Source organism: Saonia sp. (assembly GCF_056326165.1).
The window spans coordinates 49,254-75,231 of sequence record NZ_JBWFBN010000011.1 but is presented as its reverse complement, the minus strand read 5'-3'; the positions used below and the strand labels follow the sequence as shown (position 1 = coordinate 75,231).

At 35.5% G+C, this 25,978-nt stretch carries 30 protein-coding genes; 16 read left to right on the top strand and 14 right to left on the bottom strand.

Annotated features, from left to right (window positions below; translation table 11 throughout):
- The 3 genes from AC000W_RS11035 to AC000W_RS11025 are packed head-to-tail and all read left to right on the top strand — an operon-like array spanning position 1 to position 3,060.
- A complete protein-coding gene (locus tag AC000W_RS11035; protein WP_474748313.1) occupies positions 1-486 on the top strand; it encodes a T9SS type A sorting domain-containing protein in 486 nt (161 codons plus the stop codon).
- 2 nt (positions 487-488) lie between these two features.
- Positions 489-1,133, top strand: a complete 645-nt coding sequence (locus AC000W_RS11030; protein WP_474748312.1) for an outer membrane beta-barrel protein — start codon at positions 489-491, stop codon at positions 1,131-1,133.
- Positions 1,134-1,143: 10 nt separating this feature from the next.
- A complete protein-coding gene (locus tag AC000W_RS11025; RefSeq protein ID WP_474748310.1) occupies positions 1,144-3,060 on the top strand; it encodes a hypothetical protein in 1,917 nt (638 codons plus the stop codon).
- A 5-nt stretch (positions 3,061-3,065) separates the two neighbouring features.
- Here AC000W_RS11025 and AC000W_RS11020 read toward each other — a convergent pair whose 3' ends face one another.
- The 7 genes from AC000W_RS11020 to AC000W_RS10990 all read right to left on the bottom strand — a co-directional run bounded on the left by AC000W_RS11020 (position 3,066) and on the right by AC000W_RS10990 (position 9,400).
- Positions 3,066-5,237, bottom strand: a complete 2,172-nt coding sequence (locus AC000W_RS11020; RefSeq protein WP_474748309.1) for an endonuclease MutS2 — start codon at positions 5,235-5,237, stop codon at positions 3,066-3,068.
- 64 nt (positions 5,238-5,301) lie between these two features.
- Positions 5,302-5,997 (bottom strand): helix-turn-helix transcriptional regulator, encoded by a 696-nt coding sequence (locus AC000W_RS11015; protein WP_474748307.1) that lies wholly within the window; start codon positions 5,995-5,997, stop codon positions 5,302-5,304.
- Positions 5,998-6,047: 50 nt separating this feature from the next.
- A complete protein-coding gene (locus AC000W_RS11010; protein WP_474748305.1) occupies positions 6,048-6,419 on the bottom strand; it encodes a VOC family protein in 372 nt (123 codons plus the stop codon).
- A gap of 275 nt (positions 6,420-6,694) precedes the next feature.
- On the bottom strand, positions 6,695-7,120 hold the full coding sequence (locus AC000W_RS11005) for a VOC family protein (protein WP_474748304.1): 426 nt from the start codon (positions 7,118-7,120) through the stop codon (positions 6,695-6,697).
- Positions 7,121-7,301: 181 nt separating this feature from the next.
- A complete protein-coding gene (locus tag AC000W_RS11000) occupies positions 7,302-7,643 on the bottom strand; it encodes a nuclear transport factor 2 family protein (RefSeq protein WP_474748302.1) in 342 nt (113 codons plus the stop codon).
- Positions 7,644-7,702: 59 nt separating this feature from the next.
- The gene (locus AC000W_RS10995) at positions 7,703-8,041 is read right to left on the bottom strand and encodes a cupin domain-containing protein (protein ID WP_474748300.1); all 339 of its coding nucleotides are present in this window, start codon (positions 8,039-8,041) and stop codon (positions 7,703-7,705) included.
- Positions 8,042-8,044: 3 nt separating this feature from the next.
- Positions 8,045-9,400, bottom strand: a complete 1,356-nt coding sequence (locus AC000W_RS10990; protein WP_474748298.1) for a Gfo/Idh/MocA family protein — start codon at positions 9,398-9,400, stop codon at positions 8,045-8,047.
- Positions 9,401-9,511: 111 nt separating this feature from the next.
- Here AC000W_RS10990 and AC000W_RS10985 point away from each other — a divergent pair, with 111 nt between their 5' ends.
- Positions 9,512-10,783, top strand: a complete 1,272-nt coding sequence (locus AC000W_RS10985; RefSeq protein ID WP_474748297.1) for a DEAD/DEAH box helicase — start codon at positions 9,512-9,514, stop codon at positions 10,781-10,783.
- 2 nt (positions 10,784-10,785) lie between these two features.
- Positions 10,786-11,016, top strand: coding sequence for a VF530 family protein (locus tag AC000W_RS10980; protein ID WP_474748295.1), 231 nt, complete (start codon positions 10,786-10,788; stop codon positions 11,014-11,016).
- Positions 11,017-11,052: 36 nt separating this feature from the next.
- Here AC000W_RS10980 and AC000W_RS10975 read toward each other — a convergent pair whose 3' ends face one another.
- A complete protein-coding gene (locus AC000W_RS10975) occupies positions 11,053-11,400 on the bottom strand; it encodes a DUF6249 domain-containing protein (RefSeq protein WP_474748294.1) in 348 nt (115 codons plus the stop codon).
- Between the two features lie 180 nt (positions 11,401-11,580).
- On the opposite strand from AC000W_RS10975, the gene AC000W_RS10970 reads away from it, so the two are divergent.
- A complete protein-coding gene (locus AC000W_RS10970) occupies positions 11,581-12,171 on the top strand; it encodes an RNA polymerase sigma factor (RefSeq protein WP_476658678.1) in 591 nt (196 codons plus the stop codon).
- Positions 12,152-12,565: a hypothetical protein gene (locus AC000W_RS10965; RefSeq protein WP_474748291.1), complete on the top strand. Its 414-nt coding sequence runs from the start codon at positions 12,152-12,154 to the stop codon at positions 12,563-12,565. Before AC000W_RS10970 ends, AC000W_RS10965 begins: the two co-directional genes overlap by 20 nt.
- A gap of 5 nt (positions 12,566-12,570) precedes the next feature.
- On the opposite strand, the gene AC000W_RS10960 is transcribed toward AC000W_RS10965, so the two are convergent.
- Complete coding sequence (locus AC000W_RS10960; RefSeq protein ID WP_474748289.1) at positions 12,571-13,899, bottom strand: hypothetical protein; 1,329 nt, start codon at positions 13,897-13,899, stop codon at positions 12,571-12,573.
- A gap of 99 nt (positions 13,900-13,998) precedes the next feature.
- On the opposite strand from AC000W_RS10960, the gene AC000W_RS10955 reads away from it, so the two are divergent.
- Positions 13,999-14,664 carry a uracil-DNA glycosylase gene (locus AC000W_RS10955; RefSeq protein WP_474748287.1) on the top strand — a complete coding sequence of 222 codons (666 nt, stop codon included), beginning with the start codon at positions 13,999-14,001 and terminating at the stop codon, positions 14,662-14,664.
- 77 nt (positions 14,665-14,741) lie between these two features.
- Positions 14,742-15,158, top strand: a complete 417-nt coding sequence (locus tag AC000W_RS10950) for a response regulator (protein WP_474748286.1) — start codon at positions 14,742-14,744, stop codon at positions 15,156-15,158.
- Here the strand turns inward: AC000W_RS10950 and AC000W_RS10945 are convergent.
- From AC000W_RS10945 to AC000W_RS10925, 5 genes are all read right to left on the bottom strand, one after another.
- On the bottom strand, positions 15,147-15,995 hold the full coding sequence (locus AC000W_RS10945) for a substrate-binding domain-containing protein (protein ID WP_474748284.1): 849 nt from the start codon (positions 15,993-15,995) through the stop codon (positions 15,147-15,149). The genes AC000W_RS10950 and AC000W_RS10945 overlap by 12 nt on opposite strands.
- The gene (locus tag AC000W_RS10940; protein WP_474748282.1) at positions 15,995-16,864 is read right to left on the bottom strand and encodes a nucleoside phosphorylase; all 870 of its coding nucleotides are present in this window, start codon (positions 16,862-16,864) and stop codon (positions 15,995-15,997) included. Before AC000W_RS10940 ends, AC000W_RS10945 begins: the two co-directional genes overlap by 1 nt.
- 1 nt (position 16,865) lies before the next feature.
- Complete coding sequence (locus tag AC000W_RS10935; RefSeq protein ID WP_474748280.1) at positions 16,866-17,798, bottom strand: DUF1835 domain-containing protein; 933 nt, start codon at positions 17,796-17,798, stop codon at positions 16,866-16,868.
- A gap of 72 nt (positions 17,799-17,870) precedes the next feature.
- Complete coding sequence (locus AC000W_RS10930) at positions 17,871-18,200, bottom strand: translation initiation factor (protein WP_474748278.1); 330 nt, start codon at positions 18,198-18,200, stop codon at positions 17,871-17,873.
- 2 nt (positions 18,201-18,202) lie between these two features.
- Positions 18,203-19,153 carry an isopenicillin N synthase family dioxygenase gene (locus AC000W_RS10925; RefSeq protein ID WP_474748276.1) on the bottom strand — a complete coding sequence of 317 codons (951 nt, stop codon included), beginning with the start codon at positions 19,151-19,153 and terminating at the stop codon, positions 18,203-18,205.
- Between the two features lie 120 nt (positions 19,154-19,273).
- Between AC000W_RS10925 and AC000W_RS10920 the strand changes: the two genes are divergently transcribed.
- The 7 genes from AC000W_RS10920 to AC000W_RS10890 all read left to right on the top strand — a co-directional run bounded on the left by AC000W_RS10920 (position 19,274) and on the right by AC000W_RS10890 (position 25,928).
- A complete protein-coding gene (locus AC000W_RS10920; protein ID WP_474748274.1) occupies positions 19,274-21,250 on the top strand; it encodes an alpha-ketoacid dehydrogenase subunit alpha/beta in 1,977 nt (658 codons plus the stop codon).
- Positions 21,251-21,338: 88 nt separating this feature from the next.
- On the top strand, positions 21,339-21,824 hold the full coding sequence (locus tag AC000W_RS10915) for a lipocalin family protein (protein ID WP_474748272.1): 486 nt from the start codon (positions 21,339-21,341) through the stop codon (positions 21,822-21,824).
- Between the two features lie 5 nt (positions 21,825-21,829).
- Positions 21,830-22,513, top strand: coding sequence for a YiaD family glycine zipper/OmpA-like lipoprotein (locus AC000W_RS10910; protein WP_474748270.1), 684 nt, complete (start codon positions 21,830-21,832; stop codon positions 22,511-22,513).
- 226 nt (positions 22,514-22,739) lie between these two features.
- On the top strand, positions 22,740-23,084 hold the full coding sequence (locus AC000W_RS10905) for a hypothetical protein (RefSeq protein WP_474748268.1): 345 nt from the start codon (positions 22,740-22,742) through the stop codon (positions 23,082-23,084).
- A gap of 87 nt (positions 23,085-23,171) precedes the next feature.
- Complete coding sequence (locus AC000W_RS10900) at positions 23,172-24,269, top strand: hypothetical protein (protein ID WP_474748266.1); 1,098 nt, start codon at positions 23,172-23,174, stop codon at positions 24,267-24,269.
- Complete coding sequence (locus AC000W_RS10895; protein ID WP_474748264.1) at positions 24,269-25,363, top strand: Ig-like domain-containing domain; 1,095 nt, start codon at positions 24,269-24,271, stop codon at positions 25,361-25,363. The genes AC000W_RS10900 and AC000W_RS10895 overlap by 1 nt, the downstream gene beginning before the upstream one ends.
- Before the next feature lie 67 nt (positions 25,364-25,430).
- Positions 25,431-25,928: a DUF4251 domain-containing protein gene (locus AC000W_RS10890; protein WP_474748262.1), complete on the top strand. Its 498-nt coding sequence runs from the start codon at positions 25,431-25,433 to the stop codon at positions 25,926-25,928.
- Positions 25,929-25,978 lie beyond the last annotated feature (50 nt).

Here is a 25,978-nt window from a genome sequence, read left to right as displayed (position 1 = left end):
ATGAAGAATTTTTTACTCTTATTACTGTTGCTTTCATTTTATGGGCATTCCCAAGTCTTAGTGCGACAGGCTTTAGCAATAAGTGGGAATAGTAAAATGGTTACCTCTACACAAGGCAATTACTTTTTACAGCAAAGTATTGGGCAAACCAGTGTCATTAATACATTTGCAACAGAAAATAAAACCTTACGCCAAGGATTTTTGCAGGTTCTTAGACCAGGTGTCATTGGGAACAATCCCAACGAGCTGGAAATGATTGTATATCCAAATTCGTTTACCAATGGAGTTGTGGTGAATCTTGAAAATACAGAGGACGAAAATGTGGATGTGTTCTTATTTGACATGACCGGCAGATTGATTCTGCACCAAGTCCGTGAAAATAATACACAAATAACGGTACCCTTGGAGAACTTGTCACATGGAGTCTACTTTTTTAAGCTTCAGGTGGGTCAACAACATAGTATCAGACAACTTATAAAGCAATAAAAATGACCAAGTATCTATATTTAGCCATTTGTATGTTGTCTGCCATGTCTTATGGACAAATATTGTATTCTGATGTTGGACAGACCATATCCTCTTTTGAATACAGAAACTCGGCTGGAGGATCATTGGAAAACTTACAAAAGGGCAGTAACACCTATATGAGTGCCGGTTATGCCTTTCAACTTCCAGGAGATAAAATACATATTATGGCTGGAGGTGTTTTTGCCAACTATAGCGCTTTGGGAAGTGATGAGCTATTGGATAATTACTATGAATGGGACCTTACTTATTTGGGTTTACAGACAGGGCTTTGGTACAATTTTGCCAGATCCAGGGACTTTGTCTTTTTTGCCAAGCTAAGTGCCTCTATGGAGTATTTGTTGCGTGGAACGCAAACCTTGAACAACCAAGTATTTGATTTAACAAGAGAAGATGAATTTGACAACTTAATAGTGGTGCCAAGATTGGGGCTGGGGGTAGAGTACCCCATGTCCAACAAAGCAGCATTATTTGTCCAATATCAATACGGAAGGAGTTTTTCCTTGATGAATTCCAACCCGAACGATAATGAAAAATTAAATATTTCTAACCATAATTTTGGAATGGGCATCATTATACAATTACCAGGATGTAACTGTTCTTTTTAACAACCATATCATGAAAAAAATATACATATTCACCATTTTTAGCCTTTTCACCCTTTATATCGGAATAGCACAAACTGAAGGTATTACCTATCAAGCGGTATTGGTCGATAACAACCCAAATGAAATTCCGGGTGTGGACATTCCGTCCAACAACATACCGGACCGCCCAATAAGTATTCGTTTTACCATATTGGACGCTTCTGGCAATTTGGAATACCAAGAGACCCAAGAAACCCAAACGGACCCATACGGAACCATAAATCTTACAATAGGACAGGGCCAACCTACTTCTGAAAGCTTAGGGGCTTTTACTACCATTGATTGGGATGGCCCCAAGACCTTAAGAGTGGATATCGATATGGATGCGGGGACCAATTTTGTGGAGTTCAGTGTGCAATCCCTGACTTATTTGCCTTATGTTAGGCATAGGAATCTTGTAGCGGATGGGGTTACCCATTTGAACAGTGATCTTAATGTCAATAACCAAAGTATTTCCCGATTTTCAGGGGATGTCTTTGTGGAACAGGATACTCGTTTGCAAACACTGACAGCGGATGGTGCATCAGATTTTAATAATAGGGTAACAATTACGGCCCAAGTTTCGGAAACCAACCAATCGGATATTGATGCATACCCCTTGAGATTGCAAGGTAGTGCAAACGGCATGGCCATTCAATTGAACGATGCCGTGCCCAGCCGAGAGCGTAATTTTATGTCCTTTTGGAATGGTGAAGGTGAGCCAATTGGTAGAATAGAAGGATTTCAGGCCTATACTGATGTTAGTCAAAATTTTATTTTAGATGTTATTGTTGATAATGAACCTACAGAGGATGAAGCCAAGGATCAAGATGATGATGACACGGCTCCACCTGCAGAGGCACCAAGTGCTTTTAGTGTGTACTTGAATAATGATTACTCACTGAATCTACTTTTGGAATATTTAGATTTAATACAATCATCGGCCAGTTTTGGAATTAACCTAGGTGCTTGTATTGCAGGTGTTGGTATTGCGGGTGATTGTGATGATGCTGTGGATGCAGCTTTTACCTTATTCATTCAGGGTGTACAGATATCCTTATATATATGGTATAATGAGGCTAATGTTGGGGTGGCCTTTGAGTCTGGAGGTGCTGATTATGCGGAATGGTTGAAAAAGTATGATGCTAAGGAAACATTTACTTATGGAGAAATTGTAGGGTTGAGGGCTGGTGAGATATCCAAAAGTTTTGTAGATGCCGACCGTTTCATGGTTATTTCTAAAAACCCCATTGTATCTGGAGCAATGCCCAAAGAGAAGGAAGTAAGCCAATATAAGCAAGTAGCTTTCTTAGGTCAGGTACCTGTAAAAGTTCTAGGTACTGTTAATAAGGGAGATTATATTTTACCTTCTGGTAATTTAGATGGTATGGGCATTGCAGTTTCACCACAAAATATGCGAACAAACGACTATAAACGAATCATTGGTGTAGCCTGGGACGAGTATTTTGGTAACGACCTGTTTTCTTATATAAATACGGCAGTTGGAATAAACACCAATGATTTAGTTAATGTAGTGTCCAATATGCAGCAGGTTATGAATCGTATGCAAGATGCTTTGATAGTAGCAAATCCGGCATATCAACCTACTTATTTTGATGTTGAGACCGTCACGGTGGATAATAATATAAAAACTACAAAATCCAAAACTATGCAACAGCTTCTGATGCAGCAATATGGATTTGAACAACAGACAACTACCGAGCAAAAGTTAGGAAAGCTCAAAACAATGATGCAATCCAAGGATTTGAGCAATGATGTGTTTAAATTTTCTGATATGCCATACTTACAGAGTGTATTGGAGAGCCCCACCGAAGAAAACATAAAAAGATACAATGACTACTATGCAAAAGCATTGGAGAATTTAACTGCTATGGTTCAAGGTAGATAAGTGCCTTAGTTCTTTCTTTCGACCAAATCAAGTTGATCCACACTTACATTTGTAGTGAACAGGCCGTAGTTTACTATGGCCTTATTCTTTTCTAGCTTATCAATACTGCCAACAGCTTTGCCATCTTGTATGCGAACCCTGTCACCCACTTTAAAAATGGGTCGAGGTTTGTTTTTTTCCTTTATGACGGCTTTTTTCTTTTTGGCAACTTTTTCTTTTCTGACCTTCACAATTTTCTGCTCAAGTTCTTGCGCAACCTGCACTTTCTTTTGCCTGTCTTTTTTGGTCTGTTGGGCTGTTTTTTTCTTGCGTTTGCTGTTTTCGGTTTCCACAAGTCTTAATAACTCTGATACCAATGGCCTTTTCTTTTTATCCTGAAAATACTTTTCTGCAGCCGTATTTACCTTGTTGCCCAAATAGATCATCCGTTGGTTATGGTCATATAGCTCCTGGTAGTTTTCCAGTTTTGACTTTATTTTGCTGTTCAATTCTTCCAAACGCTTGGCCTCTATGCGTGCCTTGGTCTCTTCTTCTTCCATCCTAGAACCAGTCTTTGCCATTTTACTACGCTCCTTTTGTAGTTTGGCTATGGTAGCATCAAAACGAACCTTGCCGCGCTCAATCTTTTTCTTGGCTCTATTAATAAGTGAGTAGGGGATACCGTTTTTTTGTGCCACCTCAAATGTAAAAGAACTACCTGCCTGCCCCAAGATCAGTTGGTAGGTAGGTTCCAATGTTTTATTATCGAACATCATATTGGCATTGGTGGCATGGGGCAACTCATTAGCTAACATTTTTAAATTGGCATAGTGTGTTGTAATAACTCCGTACGATTCCCGTTCATAAAAAACTTCTAAGAATGTTTCTGCCAAAGCCCCACCCAATTCGGGGTCACTACCCGTACCAAACTCATCAATTAAGAACAAAGTTTTGTTATTGCACTTGCGCAAAAACTGATTCATGTTTTTAAGCCGGTAGCTGTATGTGCTTAAATGATTTTCAATGGATTGGTTGTCTCCAATGTCTGTCAATATTTTATCAAAAAGACAAACGGAACTGCGTTCGTGTACAGGAATCAGTAAACCGCTCTGTACCATTACCTGCAAAAGCCCAATGGTTTTTAGCGTGATGCTTTTTCCACCGGCATTGGGACCAGAAATCACAATGATTCGGTTTTCAGGATGTAATTCAATGGTCTGCGGATAGGTTTTTTCCTTTTTGTACTTGTTGGTTAAATAGAGCAGGGGATGGTAGGCGTCCCTAAGATGCATTTCCTTTGTGTCATTAATCGTTGGCAATACAGCGTTCATTTCATCTGCATATTTGGCCTTGGCTGCCGTGATGTCCATATGTGCCAAGAAATCTTGGTACTTGGTCAAAAGATATCCATATGGACGAATGCTATCAGTAAGCTGATTTAGTATTTTTTGTATTTCCTCTTTTTCTTCAAATTCTAGATTATTGAGTTCTCGGCTATATTTTAGAGAGGCTTCGGGTTCCATGTATACAATGCTCCCCGTTTTGGAAGTTCCCATGACCATTCCCTTTATTTTTTTGCGATACATGGCTTTTACAGCCAAAACACGACGATTTTCAACAACCGACTCCCTAATTTCATCTAAATAGTCTGAAGATTGATAAGAGCTCAGCGCAGCAGCAAAACTTTGGTTTATCTTGCCCTTGACCTCATTGATTTGTACACGGATTGATTTCAATTTTGGGGATGCCGAATCCTTTATTTCACCAAACTTATCCAACACTTTGTTAATTTCCGTAGGAATTTCAGTATTGGCATCTATGGTTTCAGAAAACTCAAACAGAAGGGGGTAATACTCTTTAAATTTTTTTAGAAATTTCTTGTGTTCGTTTATGGTATTGCAGATGCTCCCAATCTTTTTGAAACCACTGACTTCCAAGGTGGTGTTTTCAATCTTTAAAAGTTTTATCTCGTTAGAAATGCCCTCAAATCCATGGTTGGGAATGCGGTTGTCATTGGTGAATGAGGATAAGTATTCAGAAGTTTGCCCAAGAATAGTTACCACTTCTTCTTTGCTGGCAAGCGGTTTAATGGACAATACCCTTTCCTTGCCCAACTCTGTATGACAGCGCCCTACTAGTTGTTCCAGAACTGTAGGGAATTCTAGGTCTTGTAGGGTTTTAGGGTGAATTTTGTCCATCTTGGAATTTTAAAGGGACAAAGGTAGGGATTAGGTGTGAGATGAAAAACGAGAAAACTTCCGTTTACGCTTTATGACGATATTTATCTACTTGAAAATAGGCTTTTAACGTAAATTTTCTGTCCTCAAATTTATCTGGTAGTATTTTAAAATGCTGAATTCTATCAATCCTAAAAGACCTGTAGTCTTTTCTTAAATGGCACCATGCTATTAAAATCCATTTGTTTTCTGTGGAATAAATAGCACAAGGTTCAATTTTTCTAAAGGTAATGTTTGGGTCATCTGCCTTACGGTAATTGATTTCAATATAGCTAAAATTGGTAATAGCTAGTTGTATTTCTGATAAGGCATTACTAGGAACTTTAACATTATGTTTGTTAAATACATACAGTTTATTACTTAACATTTCACTTTTAGCTTGTATGGAGGTTCTAAAAACAGATTTTATCTTAGTCATAGCCTCCTCAAAACTTTCTATAAAAGAAGAATCTTGAGTTTGATTCACCAAATGATTTGCTGTAATTAAGGCATTAGCCTGTTTCTCTGTAAATTGTACTGGAGCCACAGAATATCCATCCATTAGAGAATAACCTCTGCCTTCAATAGTAATAACGGGCACACCAGCTTCAATAAGTTTGCTAATATCTCTGTAAATGGTTCTAATACTTACATCAAACTTAGTAGAAAGTTCGGTAGCTGTTAAAACTCGTTTCGATTTTAGCAGTGTGAGTATGGCAATAAGTCGGGCTAATTGAGACATAAAACAAAGATAGCAAACCCAAAAATGGGTTTACTATCTTAAATTAACTATTAATTAAAGGAGTGTAAGGCAACTCTGTTTCCTTCGGTGTCTATAAGATGCGCCATAAAACCGTTTTCACCAATATCCGTTTTAGGAATAATAATAGAACCACCAGCACTTTCAACTCGTGCCAAGGGAATACTTAAATCATCTCCTCCTGGCAAATAAATTACAACACCATCTTTAGAAGGCGTGTATCCTTCTGATTCTACAATGCCGCCACCAACACCATTATTTTCATTATCATACTTAAATACGCCGTATTTAACATTGGGCATGGGTGCATCTGTAATTTCAGTATCCAAAACAGTGCTATAGAATTTTTTTGCTCTTTCGAAATTTGTAACAGGAATTTCGAACCAATTAATTGCATTTGTCATGATTTTCTTTTTTTAGAGATTAAACATGCAGCAAATTTAATTGGGGGGTGTGTCAGAATATGTCAGGGGTGTTTTTATTTTGTAAGAGGATGGGTAAGTGGGCTTCGTTATAGGTGCGTATATGTAACATAGCTTGAAAAAGTGGGCTTTCAAATCTAGGTTCAAAAGAAAAAAGCCTTTTAAAGAAACTTAAATCATTTTGTCTTTTTTAAATCTTGGGCTTATGCAACGATTACCATTGTTGATAGTAGTTATTTGTATACTTATAATTTTAGTTATTCAGTAAGTACAAATTGCCACGATATACCATATTTGTCTTGACACCATCCGAATTTCTTGCCAAATCCGTAATCTCCATCACCTTGATAACTGTCTAAAGGAACCATCACCTGACCACCATTTGAAGATAGCTTTTCGAAAAGTGTTTGTATAACATCATTAGAATTATCACTTATAAAAAGTGAAACTGCGGGTGTAAATGACCAAGCATGATTATAATTGCTTTCAGAAACCAAATAATCAGTTCCATTTAATGTAAATTCCCCATATTTAATAAGCTCAGGTGTACCTCCCATTTCTCCTTTCGAGTATTTTTTTACGCTTTTAATTTCCGAATTTGGAAAGATGGAAATGTAAAACTTAATAGCTTCCTCAGCTTTTCCACATTGGTCGCCTACAAATGTTAAAAATATTGTTGTCATGTTATTTATTCAATTCTCAATATTGGTTATTTGCAACTTTTATCTAGATACTACAAATACCAAGATATAAAAACGTTTTGATACTGAAACCCACCTTTTCTCGGGCAGGCAAGTTTAGTAGAACTGATTTATATCGGCTGATAAACAAGTTAGTTTTTAAAATTTGAATGTCATAGTGCTATTAGTCAAGATATGCATTGATTTTTGTTACAAGCCCTTCATTATTCAGTTCAAAGATTAGACCTCCAGTTTCATGCCCAAAGTTACCTGTAAAGTCAACCTGTGCCTTTGCATTCCTGCTGTCTTGCACCTCAATGGATTCAATTTTAGTTACTGTTTTATAACCAACAAAAAATGTCTCAAGGTATTTACGTATACCTTCAATGTTCTCAAACTTGTCGCCTACAGAAACATCATCAATAACTGCATTGTTTGTAAATAAAGTCAGTGCCGTTTCAACATTAAAAGTGTTTGTTGCTTTTATAAATTGTTTAATGATTTTTTTTATATCAATTTCTTTCATTTTCTATTTTTTGGGGTCAAAGAATAAAGTTTATAGATTACAGACTAGTTTTTAGCCCTTTAATCTGTAGCTACACCAAAATAAAGCAGTACTACATCTTCTTTAAAAGGATTGCTTTGCGCGTGCATTTCCTTGGGTGCAATGGTAATACAATCCCCTTTTTTTAGCAAGCTAGTTTCTCCGTTAACTGTAAATTCCATTTGACCACTTTGAACATAAAAAACTTCGAACATGGTATCGTGTTTATGTGCTTCAGTTTTTTGGCCAGGTTCAAAAACAGAGGTAGAGAAATTTGTTAGTTGTGGAATTTCACCATTACGGATAAACACTTTTTTTTGAATAGGTGTTTCATGATTTGCAAATTCTTCTAAAAGCTCATCTTGCCGTATTACTTTCATAAATTACACATTTGGTTTTTTCCAACCGTTGTGGTAGTTGGAGTTAATAAGTGCATTTGCTTTTTTATTATTCCCAAAATTACCTTGTTCGGCATTCCAATATATTTTTTCTCCTGTTCGGTAGGCTATATTTCCCATTTGGGCATTAATCGCTGCTACACTGCCAGATTCAATAGGTGTGTTAAGGAAATCAGTATTATGAGCCCTTACAGCTTTAGCAAAATTTGCTGTATGTAAATCTAGATAATTTACACCTTCTGGCACTCCACCACTAGCAATGGGATCAATTTTAGATTCTCCTGCCACTCCATAACCTACCGGTTTATTTTCCAAAAGCACATCAAATCCACCACGATTCAATACCAAAGTTGCATTGTTCCCAATAAAGGCAATTCCTTCTGGTTTCTCATACGGCCCAAGGTCTATGCCTGTAGCATGCTCCCAAAGCATATTAAAACCATCGTACTCAAAAACAGTTTGTAGGGTGTCTGGTGTTTCTGATGCATCATCAGGATAAGCCAACTTGCCACCGCTTGCCATTACCGATTTTGGAGCTATGGCCTTCATGGCAAAAAGGGCAATGTCAATTTCATGCACTCCCCAATCTGTCATTAGTCCACCAGCGTAATCCCAAAACCATCTAAAACTAAAATGAAATCTATTTTGATTGAATGGTCTTGTTGGTGCAGGACCTAACCATTGCTTGTAATCCACGCCTTGGGGTACGGCTGAATCTGGAAGAATTGGAACTGGTTTCATCCACCCTTGATAGGCCCAAACTTTTACAAGCCTTATTTTTCCCAATACTCCAGATTGTACAATATCAATGGCCTCTTTATAATGCGGACCACTACGTTGCCATTGACCAACCTGTACTACCGTATTGTATTTTTTGGCAGCTTGCATCATAATATTGCATTCCTCAATAGTATTGGCAATGGGTTTTTCCACATACACCTGCTTGCCTGCTTCACAGGCATCTACCATAATCTTACAATGCCAATGGTCTGGGGTACCAATGATAACAATATCTATATCTTTATTGTCTAATAACTCTCTGTAGTCAGAATAGGTTTTTATTCTTTTTGCAGCTTTATCCGGGCTGGCGTCTGCCATTTCCGATAGCCTTCTATCTAGCACATTTTTATCTACATCACATAATGCAATTAATTTTATACCTTCATTTTTAAGAATGGATAAGGTATTTGTCCACCCCATTCCATTGCACCCAATAACTCCCAGATTAATTCGGTCATTGGCTCCCAATACAGTGGCAGGAAACATTTCTATGGGCAATGCAAAAGCACCAGCTCCCAAGACTGATTTTTTAATAAAGGTTCTTCGGTCATTGGTATTCATAATTATTTGGTTTTTAGGATGTGGAGGTAAGTTAACAGCTTTTTCCTTCAAAGACAAGTAATTAACACCTCACGCAAAAAATTGCAGTACCTTTGCCGCTTAATAAAATATATGTCATTTAAATCATTAGGTCTATCCGAGGCTTTATTAAGAGCAGTTAGCAAAAAAGGATACGATACACCATCTCCCATACAAGAAAAAGCAATACCACTAGTTTTAGAAGGAAAGGATGTTTTGGCATCTGCCCAAACAGGCACAGGAAAAACAGCGGGCTTTACATTGCCCTTATTGCAATTATTATCCAAATCACAGACTTTAAGACATAGACCCGTAAGGGCTTTGGTTTTAACACCGACCAGAGAATTAGCTGCTCAGATATACGATAATGTAAAAGAGTATAGTGAGTTTTTGGACATTAGATCCACTGTTATATTTGGTGGTGTAAATCAGCGTCCACAAATAGCCACCTTAAGAAAAGGAGTGGACATCCTTATTGCCACACCTGGTCGTTTATTGGACTTGCACAATCAAAGAGCATTGTCATTGGCCAAAGTAGAGATTTTAGTGCTGGATGAGGCCGATAGAATGTTGGATATGGGCTTTATTCATGACATTAAAAAAGTAATGGCAGTAATGCCAAAGCGAAGACAAAATTTATTGTTCTCTGCTACTTTTTCAAAGGATATAAAAAAATTGGCGAGCGATATTTTATATAATCCAGTACTGGTAGAAGCTACTCCTGAGAATACTACGGTTGATAAGATAGAACAGAAGGTTTACCGGGTTGCAAAGGGTTTAAAAGCTGGACTTATTATAAAATTGATTTCTGAAGGTAATTGGAAACAAGTTTTGGTTTTTACCAGAACCAAGCATGGAGCAAATAATCTGTGTAAAAAAATGATTGGCAGTAATATTTCTGCTGCAGCTATTCATGGAAATAAAAGTCAAGGAGCAAGAACAAAAGCTTTGGCTGGGTTTAAAGATGGTTCGGTCAGGGTATTGGTGGCAACAGATATTGCCGCTCGTGGGTTGGATATTCCCTTACTACCACATGTTGTAAATTTTGAATTGCCAAATATACCAGAAGATTACGTTCATAGAATAGGTAGAACGGGTAGAGCTGGGGCAGAAGGAGAAGCGCTTTCTTTGGTAAGTGCAGATGAAACCAGTTATTTGCGCGATATTGAAAAGCTAATTGGCATACGTATAGAAAAACAAATTATTGAAGGTTTTGAACCCGACCCTAATGCTTCTACAGAACCTATTAAACCAGGGCAACGTTCTGGACGTGGCTGTTCATCAGGAAATTCTTCTAATAGAAACAAAGGAGGGAACTCAAACAGACCAAAAAATAATAGGAACCGAAATAGAAGAAGAGATTAATTTTGAGTGCGCAGGCCAATAATCCTTTACATGGAATTAAACTAGAACAAATTATTAATGAACTGGTTGATTATTATGGTTGGGAGCATTTGGGAACCAAAATTACCATTCGGTGTTTTACACATGACCCATCAATAAAGTCTAGTTTAAAATTTTTGAGAAGAACTCCATGGGCAAGAGCCAAAGTGGAGGCTCTGTACCTAGAGGTTTTGAAAAAACAAAAACGCCCCTAAGTAGGAGCGTTTTATCATGACTGTAGTTTTTTGATGTTATTCTTTATCTAGCTTTTTGGTCATTGTAAAACCAACAAATAACCCAATACCCGCCATTAAGAAAATGGTTCCCGGGTAGGCAACATCCTCCTCAATTCCAGAATTTTCCAAAATTGCTGCAATAAAGACACCAATGCCAATACCCATAAGTATTAACGATGCATTTAAAATAAACACTTTCCAAATAGGGGCTGTTCGGTTGTCATTCATTGCAAAAATACTTGCCTCTGCACCTTTTTCTATTAAGGCCAGTCTTTCTTTATTTCTCGTAGAAAAATATAAGTAGACAATTCCAAAGACTGCTGCAAAAAATGCAATTGGTATTATTACTTCTCCTGCTTCCATAACTGTTTGTTTTTATGCTGAACTTGTATAGTATATGTTACAAGTTTCAAGCTGATTGATAATTAATATATTTGTTTCATAGCCTATGACGACATCATTTAAATAATGGTTACAACTTTTTCAAATTATTTTTTCAGCACTCCTGTAACCATTGATGGATTTTTGTCGTCTTACAATCAAATGAGCACAACCAAAGACCAGCAAGACATTGCCAAAGTACTTAGCGGTGACACCAATGCTTTTGCCGCATTAGTGAATCGTTACAAAGATTTGGTATTTACCTTGGGGTTGCAAATGCTGAAGAATAGGGAAGAAGCCGAGGAAGTTTCTCAGGATACTTTCTTAAAAGCGTACAAGAATTTAAGTTCTTTTAAAGGAGATTCAAAGTTTTCCACTTGGGTATATAGAATTACTTATAATTCCTGTCTAGATAGAATTAAAAGCCAAAAGAGGCAATATAAAACAGTAACAATTGATGAGTTTACAGAACATAACATAAAAACCTTGGAAAATGCCTTGGATGATATGGAACGGCAGGAACGTAAGCAAGCTATTCAGAACTGTTTAGAGTTATTGCCAAAAGATGATGGGGTTATATTGACATTATTTTACTTTGAAGAAATGTCACTAAAAGAAATATCAAAAATAATGGGAGTTACCGCTAATAATTTAAAGGTAAAACTCTTTAGGAGTAGAAAACATTTGGCGGCTATTTTAAAGGAAAGATTACAACCAGAAGAAATTGAAGGTTATGAAAGACAACATAGATAACAATTTGGATGAACTAATTGGTAAAGTATTGAAGCAGGTTCCATTAGAATCTCCTTCTAAAGAATTTACTACTAACATTCTATCAAAAATTGAGGGTTTACCTCAAAGCACAGTATTTGTATACAAACCATTGATTTCCAAAAATGTATGGATTGTAATCTCTTTAATAATTTTGGGAGTTATGGGGTATATGTTTTATGGCCCAACCGTTCAAGAATCAGTATGGCTAAGTGCAATAAACCTAGAGAAGCTACCTTCTATTAAATTGCCAAAATTTATATCTGGATTAGCATTTTCAAAAACGTTTAGTTACTCCATATTTGCATTGGCTACACTATTGCTCATTCAAATCCCTATGCTTAAGAAGAATTTTGATAAGCGTTTAGGCTTTTGATTTATTTAATCTCTATAATACCAAAATGGGACTGTTTCAAGGGAGTTTTCAATTGTATCACTTTCTTTTTTGGCCAAACGCCCTATTTTCACCAAGTGCTTGCCTTCTGTAATGGAATCTAACTTTAGATAAGTTTCAAACCCAAGTTGGTCTTTATGGTTGGATGTGACAATAAAGTCACTCTTAAACTTTATGGAATCTATATATATATTGTGAATGGCATTGTATGTTTTTAAATACTCCACACGAATACTGTCATATTTTTTTGGGTTAAGATATTCATCACTAGCTCCAAAACTAATACTGGCGGAATACCCTCGCTTATCTTTTTCTGGTTTTATTCCTGGGTTAAAATCAAAAACTACATTTTCTGTATTGTTAGTGTGCTTTATAAAAAGTTTTAGGTACGGAACTGTAATTACTTTGGATGGAATTGATGCGTAGTTAACAAAATCGTCTTCGTCCTGCAATAGATCATCATAATTGTTGTTGTTTGCAAATACAGTTGAAGAATCTCTATTGGTATTTAAATAGTTAGAATCTTTATGGCCTATAGTGGTCAATAACAGAATTGTCGTATAAAGAGGGATTAACACATAACTGAGACGTTTACCAAATTTGTTGTCCAGAAAATTGTGTACCAACGGCCTGTATAAAAAAGACAATGTAATAAAACTGAACACCCAATAGATTGGAAAATAAATTTTGGTCGACCATTTTTTCTTTTTTAAATAGCCTTGGGTCAAAAAATCTATAAGAGTCAATAATATGCCCAATAAAAATATGCCCAGTAGGGTTATACCAATAATATTCTTATAGTTTTCTGATAAATCATCATTGTCAAAAATGAATTGCCCAACTACTCCAATAAGTCCCAGTATAATAAAAATGGCCAACACATAAAAAATCAAAAGAAATGTAATGGCAAAAAGGACGCTGCAATAGTTTTCTAATTTGGCTATATACTTATCAAAAGAACCAATTTTTTTCTGGAGATAATTTGTGAATTTGGGCGTGTAGTTCAACCTTTCATAATCTATGTCCCCAGAAACGTATCTAAGCCCTAAAGCTCCTATCCAGAGACCGCGCAAGATTACATGGAGAATTAAGTTGAAAATTAGAATGGAACAAGAAGATAGTGTAAACATCCATATTAGGGATACAAATCCCTTGCTGGAATTATCTGCCTCTTTTATGTTGAGTAATATTGGATCAAAGGCCATCATTAGCCCATATATTGCAAAACCAGATATAATAAGTTCTAACTGCCAACTTTCTTGTTGGAGTTTATCCAACCACTTCTTAAATTTTGGATCCTTATAGTCGTTGCTCATTTTGTAAAGTATTCTTAAAGATAAAAGTTTCTTTATAATTTTTTTACATTTATTTTTTTTGAATAGTATTGAACAATAAGGAACCGTATTTTAGTTTTTATGAATGTTAACATAGAGCCGGGTTGGAACGAAATATTAAAAGATGAATTTGAAAAGCCTTACTTTTCTGCTTTAACTTCTTTCGTAAAAAAAGAATATTCAGAAAATATCTGTTATCCAAATGGCAAAAATATCTTTGCGGCTTTTGATAATTGCCCATTTGATAAAACCAATGTGGTCATTATTGGTCAGGATCCCTATCATGGACCAAACCAGGCTAACGGCTTGTGCTTTTCGGTGCAAGATGGTATTAGGCACCCACCTTCACTTATTAATATACTTAAAGAATTAGAAAGTGATACAGGAAAACCCTATCCACAAAGTGGAAATTTGGAACATTGGGCAAAACAAGGGGTTCTGCTATTAAATGCTACTCTAACGGTAAGAGCCCACCAAGCTGGAAGTCATCAAAAAAAAGGATGGGAAACTTTTACTGACGCTTTAATTTCTATAATTTCCAAAGAAAAAAAGGGTGTTGTTTTTCTGCTTTGGGGAGGATTTGCAAAACAAAAAGCAAAACTTATTGATAGTAAAAAACACTATATTTTAACTTCAGGACACCCTTCACCTCTTAGTGCAAATAGAGGATTATGGTTTGGAAATAAACATTTTAGCAAGTGTAATGAACTACTTATGACCATGCAAAAAGAGCAAATCATGTGGTAAAACATTGTCTTTCACAACAAAAATGTTTTATGATTTAGGAAAAGGACTACTTTAAGGGTAGTAAAAACCGAACTAAAATGATTGCAACGGATTTAAAATCAATTTTATTGGTGGATGATGACAGCACCACTAATTTCTTAAACAAAATTTTTATTGACAGGCTAGATTTAGATATTGGAGTGGATATTGCATTAAATGGAAAGGATGCTCTGGATATTATAAATGTAAACATGGCAGACCCGGACTTTGGACATTGTCTCATTGTATTGGATTTGAATATGCCAATAATGGATGGATGGGCATTTTTAGAGTATTGCAATGAAAGTCTAGAAAGAAAGATTAGAGACAAAATCTCTATTGTTGTACTTACCACAATGGAAATTGACCCAGTAATGGCAAAAAACCTCAATGATTTAAATGTGAAGGATTTTGTTCAAAAACCACTTTCTGATGACAGTTTTGATAAGCTTATAAATAAGTACTTAGTTGATTAAAAAGTATTCATTTGGGTGAATATTTTTAATTAGCTCTAAGTTTTTCAGTCTATTTTGAACCTCCAAAAGAGTAGAGGCAGTTATTTGTTGCTGTCCCCATACAGTTTTGGATAACCATTCCTTTATATCTTCTAATTGCTGGCCGTATTTATTTGCCAAAGTTCTATCTATGCTTGGAATTGACTTAAATTCTTGAGTATATAGATTTATTACCTCCAGAATATGTTGCATTGTACTTCTATTTTCTAAAATAAATTTGTTTGTGGCCGCTATTACAAAGCAGGGCCATGGAGTAGGACAGTCTCCCAATCTTCTAAAGATCCCATTGTCTACCAATGGTTTTGTCGTAAAATGCTCCCACATAAAATAGTCCGCTTGCCCATTGGTTAAGGCTTCAATAGCTCCATTAAGATTATTAATTACTTCAAATTGTAATGCACTAGTATCCCATTCTTGGTTTTGTGCATGTACATAAGCCATTAAGTGACTTCCACTGCCATAACGACTTATAGCCACTTTTTTTCTTTGAACATCTTCAACATTTTCATAAGTGCTATTTGCACCTACATGAATACCCCACAACAATGGTGAGGATATATATTCCTGAACAATTTTTGAGGAATTTCCTTCGGAAATACTTTTTACAATACCCTCTGTAAGTATAATTGCTAAATCAGTTTTTTCTTCTGCCAATAACTGGCACATTTTTCCCGTGCCTTCTGGTATATCTTCCCATTGTAAATCAATTCCCCGTTCTAAAAAGGCGCTTTCTTCAATGGCCATATGCCACGGAAGGTTAAAATGCTCTGGAACTCCAATAATTTTTACTGTCTTCATTACGATGTTAGTTTGTCCAGAGTGTATTTTATTAATTCGTCAACTGATTTAGCAGGTTTCTTAGAAAATTCACCAGTACTTCTATTGGCTAAGATGCAGTTCATGGAAACTGCCCTATGTCCATGCAATTTTGCCAGTCCATAAATACCAGATGTTTCCATTTCTAAGTTGGTAATTTGCAGTTTTTTATAATTGAAAGACTGTAGTTTTTTATTTAGTTTATGATCTTGAGTGTTTAGACGTAATGTTCTTCCTTGTGGGCCATAAAAGCCTGTATTTGTAACGGTAAAGCCTAATCGTATATGATTGTCTGTTAATTGTAAACCCAAGGTGTTATCAAATTTCACCACATAGGGAATTGATTTTTGGGAATGCCAATCTGCATGTTTGGTGAATGCTTTTTGAATTTCTGGGAACTGTACATGTTCACTGTCATAAAAATGCAATAGGCTATCAAAGCCCATAGCATATTCGCTCATAATAAATGAGTCGACAGGTATATCTGGTTGTATGGCTCCAGAAGTCCCAATACGCACAATGTCCAGATTTATTTTATCAGTATTTATTGTTCTTGAAACAAAATCAATATTAACCAAGGCATCTAATTCATTTAAAACAATATCTATATTGTCTGTTCCAATACCTGTAGAAATTACAGTGATACGTTTTCCATTTTTGTGGCCAGTGTGCGTAATAAATTCCCGTTTTCCTTTTTTGATATCAATAGAATCAAAGTATTTGGAAACATCATGTACCCTGTCTGGGTCACCAACAGTAATAATGGTATGAGCAATGTCCTCTGGGAGTAAGTTTAAGTGGTATATGCTGCCATCTGCATTCAGAATGAGTTCCGATGGACCAAGTTGCATACTATAATTTTAGTATTCTATCTGTGTTGGTATTGTATAAGTAGTTGTACTTTAGTGAACCACCTAAATACAATTCGCTATCTCTTATTGCGGAATAATAATTTGCCTTACCTAGCAGTATTTCCTTCCCCTTCCTTGTCACTTTTACAGGATTGAATGAAGTAAACAATGGTTTTAAAGAGTTAATAATTCTTTCGTATTGTACATCGCCATACCCATAAAGACCTTGGTTTTGAAGAATTGTTCTCATAAGACCATTTTTGCTAAGAGGCTTTTCTTCCATAGCCAAGTTTAAAATATGATTCTCTATTTCGTTTAAACCATTTTTAATTGATGGAAAGCGTTTAAGATGAGTTTCAATGGCATCAGGAAGGTAATCAAATTGATATGTGTCCGAATCTCTTAAACCCTCCAAACGAATTGGGTTGTCACTGCAGTATAATTGCCATACATAGTCGGCATATTCAATATCGTCTTGTGTTAGCACTTTTCTATTTTCATAAAGTGTATGCAAGTGTTCATCCCCCAATTCAGAAAGGCCGTACATCTTATCGGTTTCATCTTCTTTACCACTACATACCAATGATATTTGGGCATGTTTTCTATGTGTCTTTAACCAACTTAGGACCGCTAACATATTTATTTGACAAAACAAATCATATTCAAACCACAAAACAATTTGATCTTCTTTCTTATGGTTACAAAGAGAACGGTATTCCTTAAGGGTGAGCTCAATAAATTTTGATTTAGAAACTTTGTAGTTCTTATTTAAAAAATCAAACCTAGTTTTCCAAAATGATTCACTACCAACATTAGTTAATGTTTTGCCTTCGCATAACATTTCTCTCCACGTGATTATATCACCCTTAATATTTAGGGATTTCAGTTTTTGGGTAAAACTGTCACCATTTGTAATATGCAATAGGGAACTCATGTTGGTTGTTGTTAGGTTTTGGACGATAAATTTAACGTTTAATAGAACATATCAAAAAAAATTAACGAAAAACTATCCTCCAACACGTTTAGTTGCAAAGCCTTTCGCTTGTAAAATTTCCATAATCTGGTCTCTATAATCTCCCTGAATGATAATTTTGTCATCCTTGAAACTACCACCAACACTAAGCTTGACCTTAAGTTCCTTAGTGAGTTTTTTAAAATCTGAATCTGCGCCGGTATACCCCTCTAAAATTGTAATTGGTTTGCCTTTTCTCTTTTCATATTTGCATATTATGGGTGCATCTTGCATCCATATGTCAGGTTTTTCTGATTTTTTTTCCACATTTTCACTAGAAACATGCTCGGGGAAAAGATTTTTAAGTTGGTCTTGTAAATCCATTTTTACTTCTTAATCAGTCCTAACTCAATTAATCTTTCATGCAAAAATTCTCCTGCGGTAATATCATCAAATAGTTTTGGATGTTCCTCATCAATACAATTCTCTAAACAATTCAATGACATTTCACTTATTGGGTGCATAAAGAACGGAATGGAATACCTAGAAGTGCCCCAAAGTTCTCTAGGTGGGTTTACAACTTGATGAATGGTCGACTTTAATTTATTATTAGAAAGTCTAGAAAGCATGTCCCCGACATTTATCATTAATTGATCTGGAGCAGCAATAGCATCAATCCATTCTCCATTGAGGTTTTGTACTTGCAAACCTTTACCGTGAGCACCCATTAGCAAGGTAATCAAGTTAATGTCACCATGAGCTGCAGCACGAATTGCATTTTTAGGCTCTTCTTTAATCGGTGGATAATGTATAGGTCTTAAAATGGAGTTTCCATTTTTTATAAACTCATCAAAGTATGTTTCTTCTAAGTCCAAGTGTACGGCAAGGGCCCTTAGGATATACTTTGCTGTCTTCTCCAACATTTTATAGGTTTCCTTGCCAACCGTATTAAAATTTGGAAGTTCTTTTACCAATACATTGTCAGGATATTCTTGGAGCAGTTTTGGATTGTCCACAACATACTGTCCAAAGTGCCAAAATTCTTTTAAATCCCCTTCTTTTCTACCTTTTGCATGCTCTTTTCCAAAGGATGTGTATCCTCTTTGCCCGCCTATGCCTTCAATTTCATAACTATTCTTTACATCTTGTGGTAACTGAAAAAAATTCTTTATCTCACTGTACAGATTCTCCACCAATTCATCTGATAAAAAGTGCCCACTTACAGCTACAAAGCCAATATTCTCAAAAGCACCTCCTAGTTCTTTGATAAACTTTTGTTTTCTTTCTGGATTACCAGAAACATAATCTTCTAGGTTTACACTTGGTATTGCATTCATTTCATATAGTTAAACATAACTATCAAATTTATGAAATAAAAAGGAACTTTTTGGAGAGGAAAGAAAGATTCATTTGATTGGTTTTTTGCTACTTTTATCTCATACTATTTAAATGTAAAAATGGAATACCTCAATACCGGAATAGACAAAAAGCTGCAATTAAAGTTGTATAGAGATATGTTGTTGCCGCGTATGGTAGAGGAAAAGATGCTGATTTTACTTAGACAAGGTAAAATATCCAAGTGGTTTAGTGGAATAGGACAAGAGGCCATATCCGTGGGTGTAGCCAATGCCCTTAAGAAGAAGGAATATGTCTTGCCCATGCATCGTAATTTAGGTGTTTTTACGACTAGAGAGGTTCCTTTGGACAGGCTTTTCTCCCAATGGCAAGGAAAAGCCAATGGCTTTACAAAAGGTAGGGACCGTAGCTTTCATTTTGGAACGCAAGAATATAAAATTATTGGGATGATTTCCCATTTGGGACCCCAATTGGGTGTGGCAGATGGTATTGCTTTAGCCGATAAGTTGCTAGAAAAGAAACAAGTTACAGCTGTTTTTACTGGGGAGGGAGGTACTAGTGAGGGTGATTTCCATGAAGCATTGAACGTAGCAGCGGTATGGGATTTGCCTGTTCTTTTTTGCATTGAAAATAATGGTTATGGGCTTTCTACGCCTACTTATGAACAATATAAATGCACTGATTTAGCGGATAAAGGACTTGGTTATGGAATGGAATCCCATATTGTAGATGGGAATAACATCTTGGAGGTTTATACAACAATAAATAAGTTATGTATAAGCATGCGCAAGAATCCTAGACCTGTATTGGTCGAGTTCAAGACTTTTAGAATGAGAGGACATGAAGAGGCTAGTGGGACAAAATATGTCCCTAAAGAATTAATGGACTATTGGGCAAAAAAAGACCCGGTGGTTAATTATGAAAATTTCTTAATGGGGGAAGGGATTTTGGATAAAGCATTGAAAGCAACAATAAAGAAGGAAATTGAAGTATTTATTGATAGCAATTTAGAAAAAACATTTGCTGAAGAATCTATATCATTCAATGAAATAAATGAGTTAAATGATGTATTTAAAAATATTGATTATCAAAATTTTACACACGGGAGTGTAATTAAAAGCATTCGGCTGGTAGATGCCATTTCAGAAGGGTTAAAACAATCTATGGAAAGGCATGATGATTTAATAATCATGGGCCAAGATGTTGCAGAATATGGTGGTGTCTTTAAAGTTACAGAGGGTTTTGTTGATGTCTTTGGAAAACACAGAGTCCGTAATACTCCTATTTGTGAATCTGCTATTGTTTCTGCCGCCATGGGTTTATCTATTAATGGTATGAAAGCTGTAGTGGAAATGCAATTTGCAGATTTTGCCAGTTCTGGTTTTAACCCAATAGTAAATTATTTGGCAAAATCTTATTATAGGTGGGGGCAACATGCCGATGTAGTTATAAGAATGCCTTGCGGGGGTGGAGTAGGAGCTGGACCTTTTCATTCCCAAACCAATGAAGCCTGGTTTACAAAAACACCTGGGCTAAAGGTTGTATATCCAGCATTTCCATATGATGCAAAGGGTTTGTTAGCGACCGCAATTAATGACCCAAACCCAGTATTGTTTTTTGAGCACAAAGCGTTATACAGAAGTATTTATCAGGACGTTCCTACTGACTATTACACATTGCCATTAGGAAAAGCCAGTAAGCTAAAAAGGGGAACGGATATTACTGTAGTTACGTATGGGGCTGGAGTACATTGGGCTATGGAAATTTTGGAAAAGAACTCCAATATAAAAGCGGACTTAATTGATTTACGAACCTTACAGCCATTGGATGTGGAATCCATCTATGATTCAGTTAAGAAGACAGGTAGACTTATTATTTTACAAGAAGATAGCATGTTTGGAGGTATAGCTAGTGATATTTCTGCACTGGTCATGGAAAATTGCTTTGAGTTTTTAGATGCTCCAGTAAGAAGAGTAGCTAGTAGGGAAACTCCAATTCCCTTCGCTAAGAATTTGGAAGAACATTATCTTTCAAAAGGGCGTTTTGAGAGCAATCTTTTGGAGCTTCTTGCCTATTAACAAAAAAACGCCAAGGCATCTTGTCGAAAAGTAACGTCTAAGCATAGTATATTCTCGTATACATAGTTAATAAACAAAACTATTAACTATGAAGAAATCTATTTTATTTATTACCACCCTTGCTTCAATTGCAGCGACATCCTGCTCTGCAACAAAAGTAGCTAGGGATGCAGGCAACAACCTAAGCGGTAGTTGGACCTTAAATGCTATTTCCTATGAAGGAAATTCAGGAAATTTTAAATCGGTCATTTTTAATGATGCCGATGATATTTGCTTCGAAGGCAGTGATTGGTTCTTTAGAGACAATAATAATACAGCTAGGTACACTATTCAAAACAGTAGCCTTTGTGCTGGTGGGGACCGTTTCATTCGTTGGTCAGTTATTGATAGAACGGATGCACTGGACCAACTTCAGTTTAAATTTATTGATGAAAAATTGAAGGACATTTCTAGTGGTGTTGGGTATCGTTTGGAAATTCAAACCCTTACTCAGCAAGAAATGATTCTTAAATCAAAAGTATCTGTGGATGGGGAACCTGTCTCAATAGTCTATAATTTTACTAAAAAACAATAAGCAAGATGAAAAAAGTAATATCAATATTTATGATTTTAGTACTGATTACGAGTTGTAAGACAGTTCAAAATGCAAATAATAAGCAAAAAGGAGCAGTAATTGGCGCTAGTGGTGGCGCAGTAATCGGTGGAATCATTGGAAACAATGTTGGCAAAGGTAATAATACAGCTATTGGAGCTATTATTGGTGCCGTAGTTGGTGGAGCTGCTGGTGGTTATATTGGAAATAGAATGGACAAGCAAGCGGAACGTATAGAAGAAGAAATTCCTGGCGCAGTTGTTACAAGAGTAGGAGAAGGTATAAACGTTACCTTTAATGAAGATGCTGGTGTTTATTTTGACACCAATAAATCCAATGTAAAAGGAACATCTGCTGAGACTTTAGATCGTTTGGCTGGAATTTTCAAAGAATACCCTAATACCAATATCCTTGTTGAAGGACATACTGACAGTGCTGGAGCGGATGACTATAATATGGCATTGTCCAAGCAACGAGCAGAATCTGTTACCACTTACTTGGTGGGTAAAGGAATTTTATCGGGTCGTTTTACAACGAAGTGGTATGGAGAAACCCAACCAAAGGGAGATAATGCTACCACAGAGGGAAAAGCTACTAATAGAAGAGTGGAATTAGCAATTATAGCCGATGATACTTTAAAAGAAGAAGCAATAGAGAAAACTAAAAACTAGTTTTTTAAATTAAGTATTTAAAAATCCCAATAGTGATGTTGGGATTTTTTTTGCTTCTTTCGAAGCGATAAAGAAAAATGGTTTTACCAAAAAAAATATCAATCGTTTTCGTTGTTAAATCTGCTTTAAATAAATGTTAAAGTCTGATTTTATGATGTTTACGTGTCAGAATATTCATAACTTTTATAGGGAAATAGAATTCACTTACCCTAAATATTGCAGTGCTATGAAAACAGTAGAAAAAAAAGAGGTAAATCAAATTGCTGATTCAGATACACATGCTTATATCTTAAGAATGGAAAGAAACAATAGAGAACTTTCCCAATTGAAAAACAAGTTAGCATCTTACACATGTGAACCACAGACTCATGGATTATATGAGCGAATAGAACTATTAAAATCTTGTTTGGAATCTCTTTTAAATAAAAACAAAGAAATTATGGTTTCGTTAAAAAAGAGTGGACCAGGCGTGGAATCTCAATGGAATGGTGTAAAGCAACAAATAGCAGAGTTTAAAGAAATAAAGCAAAGTGTGCAAGATTATATGGGTGGGCTTAGTAACTACCGATGAATCAACACGTTAAATTTTAGTTAATAGATTCTTAAATGAGAAGGGGTTGTATGATAAATACAATATTTTTAAGAAAAACTATCAACCATGAAAAAACTACTATTTGGCATTATCATATGTGCCGTGGCAATTTTGACAATTTCTGCAATAAACCCTAACAAGAACTCTCTTTCTGAAAACTTTATTATTGGCACTCCAGATATTGCATCGGTGAATGCCTTAAGCTTTGGCCCCGACGGTATTTTATTTGTTGGGGATTCTAAAAATGCATCTATCTATGCGATAGATACAAAAGATGTGGAGAATAAAATGGCCCCTGAGAGCATTAACATCAATGATTTTGATGCTAAAATTGCTGCCTCGTTGGGTACAACCGCTGATAATATTAGTATTACAGATATGGCTGTAAATCCAATATCTAAGATTGCATATTTTTCAATTAATAGTATGGATGGCACACCAGTTCTTCTAAAACTCAATGGGGACAACATGGAACACGTTTCACTTAACAATGTTAGTTATTCAAAAATTGAGTTAAAAGATGCAATTGCTGTGGACGCAAAGGACAGAAGAGGTCGCTCACAACGTGTTTGGGCCATATCTGATATGCAATATCATGATGGAAAGATTATGGTTTCTGGATTGTCCAATAAAGAGTTTGGTTCAACTTTTAGAAGCATCCCATTCCCATTTAAAGATAACCAAGATTATGCATCTTTGGAAGTCTATCATGCAGCTCATGGTAGATATGAAACTTATGCACCCATCAAAACATTTGATGTAGTTGAAATTAGTGGAAAAGATTATTTAATGGCAAGTTATACCTGTACGCCTTTGGTATTATTTCCTATGGATGAGTTAAAAGCAGGAAAGCATGTAAAAGGAAGAACTGTTGCCGAATTTGGTTGGGGAAATTCACCTTTAGATATTGTTTCGTACAAGAAAGATGGGAAATCATATTTTTTAATGTCTAATTCCAATAGACCTGTTATGCGCATCGATTATGAAGACGTAGCTTCTTCCAAAGATGATATTACAGAAAAGGTGGATACAACTGAAGGGGTAGATTATTTCTCATTACCAATGGTAAATGTTCAACAAATGGATGTTTTAAATGGAAATACTATACTATATGTTCAAAGAACATCAAATGGTGATTTAGTTCTTAGAACCCGTTCTATTTAATGCCAAGAAATATAACTCACATATTTAATAATGGGATTAAGTTTTTCTTAATCCCATTTATTTTATTGACTATAGCTAGCTGCAAAAATGTTCATAATCATATAGACGTGCATGTTGATTTTGAAAATGAAAAAGCTATAAGCATAACATTTATATCAGATAAAGCCCCTGAAAGTTATCAAGTCTATATATATGGAAATGATGAAATTCCGGTATTGGGAAGCTTTTTGTCAGTTAATGATTCAAAAACCTTTAGACCAATCATTCCTTTTTCCTCTGGACAGCAGTACGAATTAAAATGTGATGGGGAAATAGTTGGTAGCTTTGCAATTCCAAAATTAAAAAATAGAACTAAACCAGAACTTTTAACCATTTACCCGAGCAGGGATACTGTGCCAGAAAATTTATTAAAAATGTATTTTGTCTTTTCTCACCCCATGCAAGAGGTAAAAAACTCTTTAAATTACATTACAGTAAAAAATATTGAAACAGGTAAAGAAGAATCCATTTTTTTAGAGTTACAACCAGAACTTTGGAATAAAGAACATACACACCTTACTTTGTGGCTAGATCCAGGACGCATAAAGACCAATTTAATCCCTAACAAAGAACAAGGCTTACCAATTATAGATGGTTCTACCTATGAAATTAAAATTGCAAGTAATTGGAAGGATTCCAACGGAAACCCTATAGGTCAAGAATATAATAAACAATTCTTTGTAACAGAACGAGATACCTTAAAACCTGCATTAAGGGATTGGAAGTTATATGTTCCAAACAATAAAAATAATAACACTTTAAAAATCAATTTTAATGAATCTATGGATGCCATTTTGGCCAGGGAGACCATCCATATTTTTGATTCCGACAATAATAGTATAGATGGAGCGTATGTTTTGTTGAACAATGAAACTGCTTTGGAATTTACTTCTAATACAAAATGGGAAAAAGGGAGGTATAGAATACAGGTTGAATCTAAATTAGAGGATTTGGCGGGAAACAATTTTAATCACCTATTTGATGTTGATTTGGAAAAGGAATCTTTTCAAGGAAATTCTCAACCAAATCATGTTTTATATTTTAACATTCAATAAAATTATAGTTTAAATAAATGGAATGGTTTATGATATAAAATTAGTAGAGAGATTTAATTTTAATAAAATGAAAAATACAATTTTAATTGTTCTACTTTTCTTTGGAGCTTCAGCCCTAAAAGCACAAGCTCAAAATGAAAACCAGTTTAAAGAAATAAAAAGAATGATTGCATCCGAGTCATTCTATTTTGATGCAATTACTGCGTTGCCATCATATGGAAGCAGTGTAAGTCTAACAACGAACCCTGGGCATTTCAAATTAAATAAGGATAGGGTAGAGGTGTTCTTGCCTTTTTTCGGCGAGATGTACCAAATGGGTGGTTATGGCACTAATGGCCCCATAGAAATTAGTAATAGGGTTTTAGACTATAAGGTAAAGTTTAATAATAAAAAACAAAAGGTTATTATAACATTTAATGCTCGAAATAAATCTGAACGGTTTGATTTTACTGTAAGCATTAATAGAAGTGGAAAATCAAATGTTGTGGTACGAAGTATGAATCGAAGTATTATTAGCTATTATGGTAAAATGACTCCTTTGTTAGAAAATAGTTATACAAAATAAAATAAGGGATATCATATGATATCCCTTATTGTTTAACCTAAGATCGTAAT

Excerpts from the sequence above, each read along its gene's own strand:
- AC000W_RS10960 (WP_474748289.1), bottom strand. The coding sequence starts at position 13,899 with ATGAGCAACGACTATAAGGATCCAAAATTTAAGAAGTGGTTGGATAAA.
- AC000W_RS10930 (WP_474748278.1), bottom strand. The coding sequence starts at position 18,200 with ATGGATTTACAAGACCAACTTAAAAATCTTTTCCCCGAGCATGTTTCT.
- AC000W_RS10890 (WP_474748262.1), top strand. The coding sequence starts at position 25,431 with ATGAAAAATACAATTTTAATTGTTCTACTTTTCTTTGGAGCTTCAGCC.
- AC000W_RS11010 (WP_474748305.1), bottom strand. The coding sequence starts at position 6,419 with ATGACAAATGCAATTAATTGGTTCGAAATTCCTGTTACAAATTTCGAA.
- AC000W_RS10970 (WP_476658678.1), top strand. The coding sequence starts at position 11,581 with ATGAGCACAACCAAAGACCAGCAAGACATTGCCAAAGTACTTAGCGGT.
- AC000W_RS11030 (WP_474748312.1), top strand. The coding sequence starts at position 489 with ATGACCAAGTATCTATATTTAGCCATTTGTATGTTGTCTGCCATGTCT.
- AC000W_RS10955 (WP_474748287.1), top strand. The coding sequence starts at position 13,999 with ATGAATGTTAACATAGAGCCGGGTTGGAACGAAATATTAAAAGATGAA.
- AC000W_RS10945 (WP_474748284.1), bottom strand. The coding sequence starts at position 15,995 with ATGAAGACAGTAAAAATTATTGGAGTTCCAGAGCATTTTAACCTTCCG.
- AC000W_RS10975 (WP_474748294.1), bottom strand. The coding sequence starts at position 11,400 with ATGGAAGCAGGAGAAGTAATAATACCAATTGCATTTTTTGCAGCAGTC.
- AC000W_RS11035 (WP_474748313.1), top strand. The coding sequence starts at position 1 with ATGAAGAATTTTTTACTCTTATTACTGTTGCTTTCATTTTATGGGCAT.
- AC000W_RS11025 (WP_474748310.1), top strand. The coding sequence starts at position 1,144 with ATGAAAAAAATATACATATTCACCATTTTTAGCCTTTTCACCCTTTAT.
- AC000W_RS10915 (WP_474748272.1), top strand. The coding sequence starts at position 21,339 with ATGAAGAAATCTATTTTATTTATTACCACCCTTGCTTCAATTGCAGCG.
- AC000W_RS11020 (WP_474748309.1), bottom strand. The coding sequence starts at position 5,237 with ATGGACAAAATTCACCCTAAAACCCTACAAGACCTAGAATTCCCTACA.
- AC000W_RS11000 (WP_474748302.1), bottom strand. The coding sequence starts at position 7,643 with ATGAAAGAAATTGATATAAAAAAAATCATTAAACAATTTATAAAAGCA.
- AC000W_RS10940 (WP_474748282.1), bottom strand. The coding sequence starts at position 16,864 with ATGCAACTTGGTCCATCGGAACTCATTCTGAATGCAGATGGCAGCATA.
- AC000W_RS10920 (WP_474748274.1), top strand. The coding sequence starts at position 19,274 with ATGGAATACCTCAATACCGGAATAGACAAAAAGCTGCAATTAAAGTTG.
- AC000W_RS10995 (WP_474748300.1), bottom strand. The coding sequence starts at position 8,041 with ATGAAAGTAATACGGCAAGATGAGCTTTTAGAAGAATTTGCAAATCAT.
- AC000W_RS10950 (WP_474748286.1), top strand. The coding sequence starts at position 14,742 with ATGATTGCAACGGATTTAAAATCAATTTTATTGGTGGATGATGACAGC.
- AC000W_RS10895 (WP_474748264.1), top strand. The coding sequence starts at position 24,269 with ATGCCAAGAAATATAACTCACATATTTAATAATGGGATTAAGTTTTTC.
- AC000W_RS10925 (WP_474748276.1), bottom strand. The coding sequence starts at position 19,153 with ATGAATGCAATACCAAGTGTAAACCTAGAAGATTATGTTTCTGGTAAT.
- AC000W_RS10990 (WP_474748298.1), bottom strand. The coding sequence starts at position 9,400 with ATGAATACCAATGACCGAAGAACCTTTATTAAAAAATCAGTCTTGGGA.
- AC000W_RS10985 (WP_474748297.1), top strand. The coding sequence starts at position 9,512 with ATGTCATTTAAATCATTAGGTCTATCCGAGGCTTTATTAAGAGCAGTT.
- AC000W_RS10910 (WP_474748270.1), top strand. The coding sequence starts at position 21,830 with ATGAAAAAAGTAATATCAATATTTATGATTTTAGTACTGATTACGAGT.
- AC000W_RS11015 (WP_474748307.1), bottom strand. The coding sequence starts at position 5,997 with ATGTCTCAATTAGCCCGACTTATTGCCATACTCACACTGCTAAAATCG.
- AC000W_RS10965 (WP_474748291.1), top strand. The coding sequence starts at position 12,152 with ATGAAAGACAACATAGATAACAATTTGGATGAACTAATTGGTAAAGTA.
- AC000W_RS10900 (WP_474748266.1), top strand. The coding sequence starts at position 23,172 with ATGAAAAAACTACTATTTGGCATTATCATATGTGCCGTGGCAATTTTG.
- AC000W_RS10905 (WP_474748268.1), top strand. The coding sequence starts at position 22,740 with ATGAAAACAGTAGAAAAAAAAGAGGTAAATCAAATTGCTGATTCAGAT.
- AC000W_RS11005 (WP_474748304.1), bottom strand. The coding sequence starts at position 7,120 with ATGACAACAATATTTTTAACATTTGTAGGCGACCAATGTGGAAAAGCT.
- AC000W_RS10935 (WP_474748280.1), bottom strand. The coding sequence starts at position 17,798 with ATGAGTTCCCTATTGCATATTACAAATGGTGACAGTTTTACCCAAAAA.